The sequence below is a fragment of the Synergistaceae bacterium genome (assembly GCA_017444345.1).
Lineage (GTDB): Bacteria > Synergistota > Synergistia > Synergistales > Aminobacteriaceae > JAFUXM01.
Genome location: JAFSWW010000135.1, coordinates 1 through 14,174 on the forward strand (window position 1 = coordinate 1; position 14,174 = coordinate 14,174).

Annotated in this window: 11 protein-coding genes; 5 read left to right on the forward strand and 6 right to left on the reverse strand. The window is 40.5% G+C overall.

The annotated features are described in order from the left end of the window. From IJS99_10650 to IJS99_10665, 4 genes are all read left to right on the forward strand, one after another. A partial coding sequence (locus tag IJS99_10650) for a hypothetical protein (protein MBQ7562267.1) occupies positions 1–876 on the forward strand: 876 nt, incomplete at its 5' end. Between the two features lie 3 nt (positions 877–879). Then, positions 880–2,031, forward strand: a complete 1,152-nt coding sequence (locus IJS99_10655; protein ID MBQ7562268.1) for an SEL1-like repeat protein — start codon at positions 880–882, stop codon at positions 2,029–2,031. 186 nt (positions 2,032–2,217) lie between these two features. Beyond that, on the forward strand, positions 2,218–4,041 hold the full coding sequence (locus IJS99_10660) for a hypothetical protein (GenBank protein ID MBQ7562269.1): 1,824 nt from the start codon (positions 2,218–2,220) through the stop codon (positions 4,039–4,041). Positions 4,042–4,167: 126 nt separating this feature from the next. After that, positions 4,168–5,880: an ATP-binding protein gene (locus IJS99_10665; GenBank protein ID MBQ7562270.1), complete on the forward strand. Its 1,713-nt coding sequence runs from the start codon at positions 4,168–4,170 to the stop codon at positions 5,878–5,880. Between the two features lie 5 nt (positions 5,881–5,885). Here IJS99_10665 and IJS99_10670 read toward each other — a convergent pair whose 3' ends face one another. The 5 genes from IJS99_10670 to IJS99_10690 form a co-directional block, all read right to left on the reverse strand. Beyond that, a complete protein-coding gene (locus IJS99_10670; protein MBQ7562271.1) occupies positions 5,886–6,827 on the reverse strand; it encodes a WG repeat-containing protein in 942 nt (313 codons plus the stop codon). 3 nt (positions 6,828–6,830) lie between these two features. Beyond that, positions 6,831–8,705 carry a translational GTPase TypA gene (typA, locus tag IJS99_10675; GenBank protein MBQ7562272.1) on the reverse strand — a complete coding sequence of 625 codons (1,875 nt, stop codon included), beginning with the start codon at positions 8,703–8,705 and terminating at the stop codon, positions 6,831–6,833. A gap of 119 nt (positions 8,706–8,824) precedes the next feature. Beyond that, complete coding sequence (locus tag IJS99_10680; protein MBQ7562273.1) at positions 8,825–10,000, reverse strand: amidohydrolase; 1,176 nt, start codon at positions 9,998–10,000, stop codon at positions 8,825–8,827. Positions 10,001–10,016: 16 nt separating this feature from the next. After that, positions 10,017–10,688, reverse strand: coding sequence for a hypothetical protein (locus IJS99_10685; protein MBQ7562274.1), 672 nt, complete (start codon positions 10,686–10,688; stop codon positions 10,017–10,019). Between the two features lie 21 nt (positions 10,689–10,709). Next, positions 10,710–11,429: a DUF5058 family protein gene (locus IJS99_10690; protein ID MBQ7562275.1), complete on the reverse strand. Its 720-nt coding sequence runs from the start codon at positions 11,427–11,429 to the stop codon at positions 10,710–10,712. 190 nt (positions 11,430–11,619) lie between these two features. Between IJS99_10690 and mtnA the strand changes: the two genes are divergently transcribed. Beyond that, positions 11,620–12,705: an S-methyl-5-thioribose-1-phosphate isomerase gene (gene mtnA, locus IJS99_10695; GenBank protein ID MBQ7562276.1), complete on the forward strand. Its 1,086-nt coding sequence runs from the start codon at positions 11,620–11,622 to the stop codon at positions 12,703–12,705. A gap of 24 nt (positions 12,706–12,729) precedes the next feature. Here mtnA and IJS99_10700 read toward each other — a convergent pair whose 3' ends face one another. Further along, a complete protein-coding gene (locus IJS99_10700) occupies positions 12,730–14,109 on the reverse strand; it encodes a TrpB-like pyridoxal phosphate-dependent enzyme (protein MBQ7562277.1) in 1,380 nt (459 codons plus the stop codon). Positions 14,110–14,174: the final 65 nt, after the last annotated feature.

The following is a 14,174-nucleotide window of genomic DNA, read 5'->3' on the forward strand; positions in this document are numbered from 1 at the left end:
AGAGATTTTGCGCGGATGACTCACTTAAATTTTATAGCGGCCGGGCTTGCTGCTCTGGGAATTGCGGCGAATTTACTGCAAGTTTTTATTAATATCCCGTTTATAAATTATGCTGCTTTGATAGATATTATAAATTTAATTCTTAATGGCGAAATGCTTTCACAGTTGACGGGAGATTTTGACATGATAGCGGGATTTATTTTCCTTGTGAGCATTCCCGTTATTGCTTTAGCCGGGCTTATAATGTCATTAATCAAGAAAAAAGGTTATATATTTCTCGCAGTAAGTGCGATTTTGAGCGCGTCATTTGCTTTGTATCTAAAATTTGTCGTGTCAGGCCTTGAAATAAAACTAGCGACTGAAGCTGAAATTATCCCGAATACTATAATAATTTATTGGCTGGCTCCGTGTTTATGGGCAGTGATTTATTTTCTTGCTTGTGTGTGCAGTTATGTATCATGCAAAAATTTAAATATTATTCCCGGTAAAATTTTTAATAGACATTCAAGAATTCCCGAAAAGAAGACGCAAAATATACAGCCTGTTACGCAAAAGAGTCAAGCAAGTACTATAAATTATGAAGCTCTCTCACTTAAAGAAATGCTCACAGAAGGATTTAACGCCCTGAAACTTTCAGATTTTAACAAGGCAGACGAATATTTTACACACGCACTTATACGCAAGCCAAATAGCTCGAATGCTTTAATCGGGAAGTTAATGGCAAAATATAAAGCTCGCACGGCAAATGAATTAGTTAGTGCTCCTGTATTGCTTGAGACTGAAGAGTTTTTCCAGAAGGCTTTATTATCAGCAAGTCCCATGATGAAAGATGCTCTAAATAAATATATTCGCGTTAATAGAGCTAAAAGGGGTTAATTTATGGCAGAAAATAGCGTAAACTTGCAAGATCTATTAATGAACGCTCAAAGGGGAGATCCAAGCTCACAATACCGGCTGGGAGTTATATTCAATGACGGGAAATTTTTAGAGCGCGATTACACTCAGGCCGCGAAATGGTACGCACTCGCAGCAAATCAGGGACATGTTAAGGCACAATTATATTTGGGCTTATTATTTCAGAACGGGCAGGGGGTCAAGCAAAATTTTGAGAAGGCCGCAAAATGTTATTCACGAGCAGCAGAAGGGGGAGACTCTAAGGCACAATATTATTTAGGCTTGCTATATCTAGCAGGTAAGGGAGTCAAGCAAGACAATGACGAGGCACAAAAATTTTTCAAGTTATCAGCAATGCAGGGCAATCAAGACGCTATAAAGATTTTAGGGAGATTCATTCAGATTGACGAGCCGGAGAATTTATTAAACTATGAAGAAGATTTTACAGATGATGATGACTATAATGATATTTTTATTGATGATGTCAGCGATTTATTAAGAATTTCAGAAGAAGAGCAGCTAATAAGAGAATCACACAAGAAAGTACGAGCCATTAACACGAAAACTAAATCAAGACGAGTCAAAATTTTTGCAGCAAGTTTATTTATAGCCCTAATTGCCGGAGCTTTGTTAATATTCATGAACTCAAGCGAAAATAATAATCAAGAAATTTTTACGGGTTTACAAGAAATCTCACAGGGTAATAATATAATTCCGCCTCATACAGAAATCACGATTGATGAACCTCTTGCGCCCCCTGTTAATGTTAATCCGCCTATTTCTCAAGATAATATAATAATTTCGCGTGATAATAATAAGAATGAAAAATTTACTATCAAGACAGTACAGCAGGCCGTAAAAGATAAAAAAATTCCCGGCTATATTTTCGAACGGGGGAGATTCACAATTAATCCATACGCAAAAAAAATTATGATTACCGGCGACGGAGTTAGATTCAGGTCAGAGCCAAGCACTCAATCAAGAATATTATCGAAAATGTCAAAAGGTTTCATTACTGAATATTGCGGTGAATGGGTCAGTCCTAAAAATGAACGTTGGATATTAAGCATTCAGGACAAGAAAAAAAATATTTATGGATGGATATTTGCTAAATACACGCAGTTAATGAAAGACTGAATCATGATATAATCTCATGCAAATAATTAATAAATACTTAATAAGGAGGTTGACAGAATTGCAAAAATGCGCGTATAAGTTCGCAGTTCGCTAATTTTATTCTCTTAACACAGACAACTCTAATATTATCCCGTAATAAAATATTCTTTCATGATTATAGTCATGCACTGAAGGGAGCCGCTTATAATGAAGCAGCGTAATTATTTCTGGGAGATTTCAGCGGCTTTTCTTGTATGTGCTGCTATACATGTTATACTTCATTTCACAATTTTTAACTTTCCGCGGGCTATAAGAATTTCACCTGATGAGTTGAGATATTATGATATTGCCCGGACTTTATTTCATGGTCAGGGTTTGGAGCTTCGGGGACTTCCTACAACTTTTCAAAAGATAGGTTATTCTTTAGTAATTGCTCCGTTTTTTGCGATTAGTGATGCAGTGTTGAGGCTCAAAATTATCGGTGTTGCAAATATATTTATTATGAGTCTCTCTGTTATATTTGCCGGATTAATTGCCAGGGAGTTAAAACTTGGCCGCAAATCAAGTATATTTCTTGTGATTATTACAGCGATATGGCCTGATATGATGTATGCAATGACTTACATGAGTGAGACTCTTTACTGGCCGCTATATTTATTGTTTATTTATTTATGGATGGTCAATGAGCGCAAGAAATCTTATACACTAGCAATTTTTGAGGGTATATTATGCTATTTTGCTTATCTCACAAAGGAAATCGCGCTGGCCTTTATTCTTGCATGTATAGCATATGAGATAATTTACCCGGTTATAAATAAATTTGTGATGAAGGTCAAAATTTTTTACGAGAGAAAGCGAATTTATTTATTGCTGGCGTTTATAGCTGCGTTTGGGATTTGTTTTATTGCTATGAAGTTGACACTTTTCAGGGGACTCGGGAATTCTTATAATCAAATGGGAATCAGTGCGGTTTTATCAGCGTATAATTTTGCTTATATGATTTATGCTGTATTTTATTATATTGCTGCGGTTCTTGTCGGAGCTTTAATAATTCCGGTTATATGGCCGTTGATAAATTTTCGAGAAATGAATGAGACTGCGAGAAAACTTTTTGTATATATGATCTTGCTTGCTTTGATTACTATTATGACAATAGCTTATACAGTGTCTATTCGGTGTGATTTAGGAGAAATAACACCTTCGATTCATTATAGATATTGCGGGGCGTTATTTATTATATTTCTTGCGTTATTCTTGAGTTCTTTGCAAGCGGTTAGACTTGATAAAAAATTTGCTTGTCTAATAAATTTTATAGCTGTGATTTATGCATGTTTCATGTTTAGGGGACTAGTCAGCATGACAAGCGCAGACCAGTATTTATTATTATGGTATATGGCGATAGAAAAATTTACGGGAATTTTGCTGCCTCCTGCTGGTAAATATCAAGTTATATATCCTGCGGCAATTATAGCGGGTTTATTATTAATAATTCTTGCTGCAATATTTTATTATATTTACACGAGAAAAAGCGCGACTCAGGCCAAGAAATTTTTTGCTTGCGTAATGCTCATTATGTGCGTCGGGTTGAATTTAGCAGCCGGAAAAGTTATCGATTATGCGTATCACGTAGACTCTGAGTCAGTAAATCAAATTGTCAGGATAAATAATTTTTTAGCAAGCCAGCCGGACTCAAAGACTCTATATATAACACAGGGCGACTCTTCAAAACGTTATGACAGATTCGGACGCTATGCAGATACTTATATAGAGAACAGGAGAAATTTTTATTTTGTGCAAGATACTAGCCTTCCGGATTCAGATAATATTAATCTCGCAGGAATAAATCTCAAGTCAGAACTTGCTAACGGAGATTATTATATTAACGGCGTGAATTATATAATGCTTGAGAGTGTTACAGATTTTGGGACAAAGAAATTATCAAATATTGAACTCGTCCCGGACATGCAAGGCGAACACTTTGTATTATATAAAAATTTGAGTCCTGATATTCTCATGTTCACGAGTAAATAATTTTCCGTTGCGGCGTAGTAAAAATTATCTTGGGCGGGCGGGTGGGCGGGACGAACTTTGCGCGGACGATAAATTTATAATGCGTATTATAATATAAGCAATTTTTGAGCTCATAAAGGAGTCAATATGTCCGAAATTAAAGCATTGCCCGAAAGTATTTGGCTAAGAATAGCGGCCGGTGAAGTTGTAGAACGTCCCGCTTCAGCAGTTAAGGAACTTGTCGAGAATTCACTAGATGCAGGGGCGAGTCAAATTCGCGTGAAATTATTTGACGGCGGCAGATTGAGAATCATAGTTGAAGACAACGGGAAGGGAATAGAATTTCAAGATTTGCCGTTAGCTTTGCAGTATCATGCAACAAGTAAAATTAACTCGCTCGAAGATTTAGAAGCAATTAATACTCTGGGTTATAGAGGTGAGGCACTCGCGAGTCTCTCTGCGGCTGCTGATGTTGAAATCAGAAGTAAATACAAGAATTCAGATTCAGGCGGCTTGATTCGGACTCATGACGCAAAAATTATCGAACACGTTAAAATCAATTGCCCATATGGGACTCGCGTTCAGATTGAAAATTTATTTTCCGGACTCCCTGCTCGGCGTAAATTTTTGAAGAGTGCTTCAGGAGAATTGCGGCGTGCTGCTGTTTTCCTGCGTGAATATTCCGTGTGTCATCCCGAAATAGCTTTTACACTCGAACATGACGGCAAAGAAATTTTTAATACAGACGGATCGGGCAGCAAAAAAAGAGTCCTCGCTAAAATCTGGGACAATTGCGCAGAAATACAAAATATTGAAGTCTCAGCAGGTCATGTAAAATTAGAATGCTGGTATCAAGCAAGACCGGGCCGAATTGATATAATTTCTTTTGTGAATGGCCGTACAGTTAGCGATCCCGTTATAAAATCTGCTGTGAATTCGAACGCGCGCGACTTAATGGGTAATTTCGCATTATTCTTTACTCTTGAGCCGTCATTAATTGATGTAAATATTCACCCCGCAAAATCTGAAGTCAGATTCAGATACCCGGCAGAAATTTATCAAGCGGTAAAAATGGCCGTAAATAATTTAGGGAGTCCGATTATCGAGTCAAGTTTTATAGAGTCAAAGCCTGTAATAAATTATTCATTCAACCCAGCTCAAGAATCACGGGAATCACGCGTAAATTACTCAAGAATGCCCGCCCCTCCGCTCAAAATCCCGGAATTAAATCCTGAATCACAACAGGACTCGCAAATCTTTCTTGATGATTTCAATTTACAGCCGGAAATTTCACAGCCTGAAATTATTTACATGGGTCAGACTTCAGGGGGCTATTTGATTTATGACACGAGCGGGAAAATTATAATAATGGATCCTCACGCAGCCCACGAACGAATCAATTACGAGAAAATAAAATCTCTTGCTGATGAGTCAAAAAATGTGCAGAAATTATTAATTCCCGTTTTATTGCACCCGACTTTAGCACTTGAAGCCAACGAATATAATAAAGAATTACAGGCAAACGGCTTTGAACTTGCTGACACGATAAAAGGCGTAGAATTACGGGCGATTCCTGCTCTTCCTGACTGCGAATTTGAGCCTGAAACTTTATTGCGTGCCTCACTGGGAGCTTTAAAGAATAATCATGACGGGAATCCTCAAAATATTTTATGGCGGACATGGGCGACAATGGCCTGTAAAGCGTCGATAAAATTAACAAATAAAATCACTCGTGAAGAGGCCTTAACTTTATGGGCGAATCTCCACGAATGCAAGCAGCCTTTTGTGTGTCCTCATGGGCGGCCGGTAATGATAGAAATCTCTAATCAGGATTTAACAAAACAATTCGGGCGCGAGTAAATTTTTTATTGCCTGATATATCCCCATTTGCCATTTTGCTTTACTGCTGCGAGTCCTTCACTGAATGGCCGGGCGTCGTCAAATTGAGGCGCGATCTCCCAGTCCCCCCGAACGTTTATATATCCCCAGCGTGAATCTGCTGCAACAGGCGCGAGTCCTTCACTGAAATTTTTTGCGTTATTATAGCGTCTTGGAATCGCGAATCTATTTCTAGGACTGATAAAGCCCCAGCCCCGATAAGTCGTGCGTGTTCTGACAGGTGCAAGCCCGAACGAGAAATCACCGGCCTCAAAATATTTATTGCGTATCACTATATCGCCGGAAGTGTTTATAAAGCCTCGTCTGCCATTGAGATTAACGCTTGCTTTGCCCTCGTTAAATCTTCCTGCTTTGATAAATTTATGCGGAATTATTAATTTTCCGTGTAAATCTATATAGCCCCAGTGCCCGTTTTTCCTGACAGCCGCGAGTCCTTCACTGTATGAGTCTGCACGTTCAAATCTCGGAGCAATCGCAAAATTTCCGGATAAATCAATGAAGCCCCATTCGCCTCCCATTTGAATAGCCGCGAGTCCCTGCGAGAATGGCAGCCCGTTCGCAAAAAATCTTTCTTGAGTCAATCCCGTATCAGGATCGACTCGTGAAAATGCCGCGTTGCCCTGCGTGTCTATATAGTGATCTCCTACAAATGCAAAACCTTCGGAGAAATCCCCCGCTTCTGGAGTCCTATATACAAACGGAATCGCAACCCGGCCAAGATTATCTATATAGCCCCATCTGTCATCTTTCTTGACGGCCGCGAGTCCCTCGTGAAAGTCTTTAGCTTCCTGATATTCGTACTCAATCGCTACATAAACGGGATTAGTCAATGCTCCATAAGAAATAGAAATATTATTTATTAACGCGAGCAAAAATATTACACATGCAAAAATTTTCGCCCTCTTCATAATTTATGCCTCCTGCGGTGTTCGTCTTTGTGCTTTGCGCCGTTCGAGTTCGTCAAGAATTGCTTTTCTGAGTCTTATAGACTGCGGAGTAACTTCTACAAGCTCATCTACTTCTATCCATTCCATAGCTTTCTCTAATGACATTCTGCGGGGAACGTCTAATTTTGTCGTTAATTCTTTCGTTGCTGAACGGTGATTCGTCTGCTGTTTCTTTTTCGTGGGATTGCAGGGAATATCGCCCGGTCTTGAATTCTCGCCTATGATCATGCCGTTATAAACAGGTTCCAACGGTGAAATAAATAACACGCCTCTATCTTGCAAATTTTCGAGCTGATATGCTGTAGCTTCTCCCGTGTCAACGCTGACAAGTGAGCCCCTGTTACGAGTAATTAAATCTCCCGCCCATTCTTTATAACCGCTGAAACAATTTGACATAATGCCGAGTCCCCTCGTATCAGTCAAGAATTCACCGCGATAACCTATTAAGCCGCGAGTCGGGATTTCTATTTCAATGCGTAATAACCCCCTGTCAGGATTATCAATATTTAAGACTTTTCCTTTACGCCTTGACATTTTCTCGAAAACTATTCCCTGATATTCTTCGGGAACATCAATAGTAACGAGTTCATAAGGTTCGCATTTGACGCCGTCCTTATATTCGATAATTACTTCAGGTTTAGAGATGCAGAATTCCATACCTTCACGGCGCATTTCTTCAATTAAGATTCCTAGCTGTAACTCGCCCCGCCCTGAAACTTTCACACCGTCCGGCCTTCCTAAATCTTCCATTCTGAGAGAGACATTTACATGCATTTCTCGCTGCAGCCGAGCTTTTAACTGCCTTAACGTAACTGCCTGACCCTCACGACCTGCAAACGGTCCCGAATTCACAAGAAAGAACATTGACACTGTAGGCTCCTCAATTGAAAGAGGCTTCAAAGGTTTATCGGCTATTAATTCATTCGCAAAAGTGTCGCCTATATCTATTTCACTTGGCCCGGTAAGCCAAACAATATCGCCCGCGCTGACCTCGTTAACTTCTACTCTTTCAAGCCCGCGAGTTACCCATAATTGAGCGACTTTCGCATTCTCCCGGCCCGTTATCTGCCAGTCATCGCCAGTGTGATCCGTTGAGTTCCATTTAGTAGAAACTCTTGTGAAAGACTCACCCTTTTTTATATGACCTTGCAAAATTTTGCCGCAGCCTATTCTCCCTACGTATTCATTCCAAGCGAGTGTGCTTACCTGCATTAAGAAAGGCTTTGACGGGTCAACATCAGGAGCAGGGACGTAATCAATTATAGCCTGAAATAAATCGTCCATGTTATCGCGTCTTGTATCGCTCAAATCTTTAACAGCCCAGCCGTTAAGTCCTGAGCCGTAAAGAACGGGAAAATCTGCCTGTTCATCACTTGCTCCGAGTTCAAAGAATAGATCAAAAGTTTGATTTAATGCGCGGTTAGGGTCTGCTCCTTCTCTGTCGACTTTATTAATGAAAACTAGCGGCTTCATTCCGATTGAGAGTGCGTGCTGTAAGACATAACGAGTCTGAGGCATGGGCCCTTCATTAGCGTCAACTATTAATATTACGGAGTCGACAGTTGATAAAATTCGCTCGACTTCTCCGGAAAAATCAGCGTGTCCGGGCGTGTCAATTATATTAATTAGATAGCCTTTCCACTCGACTGTGCAGGGCTTAGATCTTATTGTGATACCTCTTTCGCGTTCTAATGGGTTATTGTCCATAACTCTTTCAGCAACTTGAGTGTGTGCTGCAAAAGTCTGTGCGGCCCTAAAAATTGAATCTATTAGAGTCGTCTTGCCGTGATCTATGTGTGCTACGATTGCGAGATTGCGAATATTTTTTGCGTCTTGCATAAATTATAATCATTCCTGTTAAAAAAATTTTCATGAGAGATTTTAACATATATTACAATAACTAAAAAAGGGAGACTCGAAAACTCGAATCCCCCCGTGTAAATCTAAATCAATAAATACTATTTCAAGAACTCCGACGCGATTTTAACGAATATTGCCGAGCCCTTCCATAAAACGTCCTCGTCGATATTAAATACTGGGTTATGATGAGGGTAATCTGATTTCTTTTCCGGGTTCGCTGAACTCAAGAACATAAACGCACCGGGAGCTTCAGCAAGATAGAACGCAAAATCTTCTCCGCCCATGTTAGGAGCCTTCACACGAGTTATAACATTTTCCTCGCCTAAGACTTCAATAGCGCATTTGCCGGCAAAGTCCGCCATCTCGTTATTATTCACAACAGGAGGCGCGCCCCAGTCCATAAAGAAATCTGCATCTCCACCGAACGCCTTAGCAGTAAATTTCGCAACTTCTTCTATACGCTTGGCCATTTTCTGGCGATTCTCTTCTTTGAATGCTCGAGTCGTGCCTTCAATTACGACTGTTCCGGGAATGATATTATATTGAGCTCCGCCCTGAATTTTGCCGATAGTTATTACAACGGGTTCATTTGCGTTAAATTCGCGCGCTACGATTCCCTCAAGCCCTAATACAACGTGAGCGGCTATATTAATCGGGTCTACTCCTTTTTCAGGCGTTGAACCGTGGCAGCCAGTGCCGTTAATAGTTACTACGAATCTATCAAATGAAGCCATAACAGGGCCGGGACAAACAATAAATGTTCCTGCGGGGATTGTCCTGTCTAAAATTGTCCCGATGTGAGTCCCGAATACCGCATTAACTCCCTCCATAGCCTTATTCTTAATCATGACAGGAGCGCCTTTTGCAAGCTCTTCACCGGTTTGGAAAATTAAACGCACTTCACCTTTTAATTCGTCCTTATGCTCATTAAGAATCTTTGCCGTTCCCAGTAACATAGAAGTATGGGCATCATGTCCGCAAGCGTGCATTTTACCGTCATGAGTCGAGCAGTATTCTACGCCGGTTTCTTCTTTTATGGGCAATGCGTCCATGTCAGCACGTAATGCTATAACCTTCCCCGGTTTGCCCTTATTGATATAAGCGATTATTCCCGAGTCGCCCTCGTTATCGCGGTATTCAATGCCGTATTCTTTGAGCTTGTCAGTTACGTATTTATGAGTCAAAGGCAGGTCGAGTCCTAACTCCGGAATCTTATGCAAATCCCTGCGCATTCTTACAAGTTCAGCTTGTAAATCCTTGCATTTCTTGTACATTTTCCGAGCCTCCTAATTATTTATTCTCTGCTTTATAGAATAAACGGGCAATAAATACAGTCCCGAAAACTGACAGCACGATAATCAGCCACGCCTGAAGCCCGATATAACTCTGCATAACTTTACAAATTAACGGAATTCCCAAGCCAAATACTGCGAGTTTAGGCTGCTTTAATGCGAAATTCCCGAATGTTGCCCCGAAAATTGCCGCCGATGCATAAGTCTGCAAGCCCACTTTTACCATTTGAGGCAGAACTGAAACAATAGCAGTCCCTATAAATGCCGCTAAAGTTGTCGCGATTAAATTTGTTACGATTGATCCGCAAATTGCCATAGTTGACACGACTTCGGCCTGAATTGTACCGGGCTGACTCTCTGTAACGTCAAGAGCTAATGCAGCACAGGGGACTCTCATATTTCCTATATTGCCCGATAAAAAACTTAAATAAGTTCCTGACATTCCCAGTGAAGCATAATAAGAAAGCGGCTCAACAACATAGAAAGCTCCGAAACTTATAACTGTAAGCAGCCAAGCCGACGCAATCAAAGAGAGACTCGGCCAGCAATCATAAGTCATGCATAAATACACAACGGGAATAAACGCCGTAGCAGCCGCTAAAAGATTCGTGGGTGCTCCGATTTTGATACATGATTTTTTCCATGCGTCCATTGATTGTTTTTCGTTCATGGTCAAGACCTCCTTAATATCTTAAAACATAGTGTCGTGAACTATTCCGGCAATAATTCCGATTATCATAGCGATTCCAAGTGAATATTCAGCGAGTTTAGGATGTTTAGGAACTACAAACTTCCCTAGTGCCATCATTCCTATAGCACCGCCTAATACTGCACAAGTTACTCCGGTGTTAATAGTCGGGCCCTTAGCTATCATTGAATTTGCGTTCAAATATCCAAATATACCAATTGAACACGCCGCAGACATTACACCGAGCCACTTAATATCGCCGCCGGAAACTTTTGCGCGTAAATCTTCGAGTAATGGCGTAAATAATCCCGTCGAAACAAGCCAGCCCGCTCCGTTTAGTGCCATTGCGAACCATGAGACAGCAAGAATCGTTAACGTATAGCCCTCACCGCCGAATTTTACGCCCGCAGCAGTAGCTCCGTTTGTAGCCGCAGCAAGTTCTGTAGCAGCAGCTCCGATAATTGAAAGCCTCAGCCAGCTCATAGGACTCCCGATCGCAGCCATTAATCCCACCATTACAATAAATACTCCGAGTGCAGGGCCTATTGCGGTAATCAAACCGATTCGGAACGCCTTTCGTGGTATAGCGGGGTCAAGGTTTACTGAGTCTGAAGTTCTCCGAGCTAAACGAATGAAAAAATATGCTTGGATCGCGGCAATAAAAACTGTGATACCGCAAAGCCACCATATTATAGGTTGGTTGGAAATCTGTAGATAATCCATAATGGGCCTCCTTGTAATATGAGATAATACAAAAAAGTATTTCACGATAATAATATAAATTATAAATTTGAGCTACTTTTTTGAATGTAAAGATTATATCATGCAATAAATTTTTAATGCCTCGTAATAAATTCTGATATTGCGATAAAATAATAAAAATTTATATTCATACACGGAGTCAAATATAAACATGAACGAAAATATTTTGAATTATGAAACTGTCTCGCTTGATGATAAAGAGTCCGTGCTGGTAATTCTTGATCAAACGAGATTACCAAATGAGATAAAAATTTTGCACCTGAAGACTCAATCTGAAATTTGGCAGGCCATCTATAAATTACAAGTAAGGGGAGCTCCTGCAATCGGAGTCGCCGCTGGATTCGGGTTATATCTTGCTGCAAAAAATATTAACACAAATAATTACGACTCATTCATTAAGCAGCTTCACGAGGCTAAAGAATATCTAAACTCTTCACGGCCTACTGCTGTTAATTTATCATGGGCGTTAAACAGGCTCGAAAAAATTGCACTCAACAACGCAAATAAAAGCATTCCCGAAATAAAAAATTTATTGCTTGCTGAATCAATTGCTATCAAAAATGAAGATATTGACACTTGCAAGAAAATCGGCGAATACGGGCTATCACTCTTGAAAGGCGGCGAGGGAATTTTGACTCACTGTAACGCGGGGCAACTCGCGACTTCAAAATATGGGACTGCCCTAGCTCCTATACATTTAGGACGTGAAAGAGGCTTAAATTTTCGAGTCTTTTGCGACGAGACAAGGCCGTTATTACAGGGTGCGAGACTCTCAACTTTTGAATTACTTGCTGACGGAGTAGATACGATCCTAATATGCGATAATATGGCCTCTCAAGTAATGAAAAACGGATGGATCGATTTTATTTTTACCGGCTGTGATAGAGTCGCTGCGAACGGGGACTCATGCAACAAAATCGGGACTTCAGGACTCGCAATTCTAGCAAAACATTACGGGATTCCATTTTATATACTTGGCCCGACTTCTACTATAGACATGAATATTAAAACGGGACGAGATATTATTATAGAAGAACGCCCCGAATCAGAAATCACAGAATTATGGTATCAAAAGCGCATGGCACCTGAAGACGTAAAAGTTTATAATCCTGCTTTTGACGTTACCGACAATGAATTAATCACAGGAATAATTACGGAATTCGGGATCGCACGACCGCCCTATAATGAGAGTTTACAGAAAATTTTTGAGCAGAAAAATGCAGGTCTCTCACGCTAAAATAAGAAACCTGCACGAAATTTTTTATAGATTCACATTCGGAATCGTCGCAAAGCCCTTCGCTAAATCGTCATCAGTGGGAATATAGTCCGTCATTGTGTGATTATTATATTGCTCGTAAGCTGTCATATCAAAATATCCCGTGCCTGTGAGTCCAAATATAATAGTCTTCTCCTCTCCTGTTTCCTTGCATTTAAGAGCCTCATCAATTGCTGCTCTTATTGCGTGGCTTGACTCAGGAGCCGGCAGAATTCCTTCAACTCTTGCGAACATCTCGGCGGCCTCAAAAACTTTTGTCTGCTCAACTGAACAGGCTTCCATTAATTTATCGTGATATAACTGCGATAAAATGCTGCTCATTCCGTGATAACGCAAACCTCCGGCGTGATTTGCACTCGGTATAAAATCATGTCCAAGCGTGTACATTTTTGCCATAGGGCAGACTTTTCCAGTGTCGCAGAAGTCATAAGCAAATTTTCCGCGAGTAAAACTCGGACAGCTCGCAGGCTCAACGGCTATAATTTTGTAGTCAGCTTCACCGCGCAATTTTTCACCCATGAAAGGAGAAATTAACCCGCCTAAATTCGAACCTCCGCCAGCACAACCGATTATAATATCAGGCTTAATATTATATTTGTCGCATGCTGCCTTTGTCTCAAGTCCTATTATAGATTGATGCAGTAAAACTTGATTCAACACGCTGCCGAGCACATATCTATAACCTTCTGTAGTTACTGCTGCCTCGACTGCTTCAGAAATTGCACAGCCTAATGATCCAGTCGTTCCGGGGTGAGCTGCGTTAATTTTCCGTCCTGCTTCAGTGTCCATTGAGGGCGAGGGAGTTACACTTGCTCCATAAGTCCGCATTACTTCACGTCTAAAAGGTTTCTGCTCGTAAGAAACTTTAACCATGAAGACTTTGCAGTCAAGATCAAAGAATGAACACGCCATAGCTAAGGCCGTCCCCCATTGTCCTGCTCCTGTCTCTGTAGTAACGCCCTTGAGTCCTTGTTTCTTTGCGTAATAGGCTTGAGCGATTGCAGAATTTAATTTGTGAGAACCTGAAGTATTATTACCCTCAAATTTATAGAAAATATGCGCCGGAGTCTCTAATAAATTTTCAAGAAATACTGCGTGAACGAGCGGCGAGGGTCTATACATCTTGTAGAAATTATAAATCTCGTCAGGAATCTTAATATATGCTGTGTCGTTGTCGAGTTCCTGCTTAATTAATTCTTCGCAGAAAACAGGGCGCATGTCGTCTAATGTCATGGGCTTGAGTGTTTCCGGGTGGATTAAGGGCGCGGGCTTTGTCTTCATGTCTGCTCTTACATTGTACCAAGATGAGGGGATTTCCTTCTCGTCAAGATAAATTTTATAGGGCACGTCAAATTTTTTGCTCATAAATAAATCACTCCTTCTAAAACTTGCAGATATTATAATGCAGAGTAAAAATTTATTAGCGTACA

Coding starts and splice junctions, on each gene's coding strand:
- IJS99_10655 (MBQ7562268.1), top strand. CDS start 880: ATGGCAGAAAATAGCGTAAACTTGCAAGATCTATTAATGAACGCTCAA.
- IJS99_10685 (MBQ7562274.1), bottom strand. CDS start 10,688: ATGAACGAAAAACAATCAATGGACGCATGGAAAAAATCATGTATCAAA.
- IJS99_10660 (MBQ7562269.1), top strand. CDS start 2,218: ATGAAGCAGCGTAATTATTTCTGGGAGATTTCAGCGGCTTTTCTTGTA.
- IJS99_10665 (MBQ7562270.1), top strand. CDS start 4,168: ATGTCCGAAATTAAAGCATTGCCCGAAAGTATTTGGCTAAGAATAGCG.
- mtnA (MBQ7562276.1), top strand. CDS start 11,620: ATGAACGAAAATATTTTGAATTATGAAACTGTCTCGCTTGATGATAAA.
- typA (MBQ7562272.1), bottom strand. CDS start 8,705: ATGCAAGACGCAAAAAATATTCGCAATCTCGCAATCGTAGCACACATA.
- IJS99_10700 (MBQ7562277.1), bottom strand. CDS start 14,109: ATGAGCAAAAAATTTGACGTGCCCTATAAAATTTATCTTGACGAGAAG.
- IJS99_10670 (MBQ7562271.1), bottom strand. CDS start 6,827: ATGAAGAGGGCGAAAATTTTTGCATGTGTAATATTTTTGCTCGCGTTA.
- IJS99_10690 (MBQ7562275.1), bottom strand. CDS start 11,429: ATGGATTATCTACAGATTTCCAACCAACCTATAATATGGTGGCTTTGC.
- IJS99_10680 (MBQ7562273.1), bottom strand. CDS start 10,000: ATGTACAAGAAATGCAAGGATTTACAAGCTGAACTTGTAAGAATGCGC.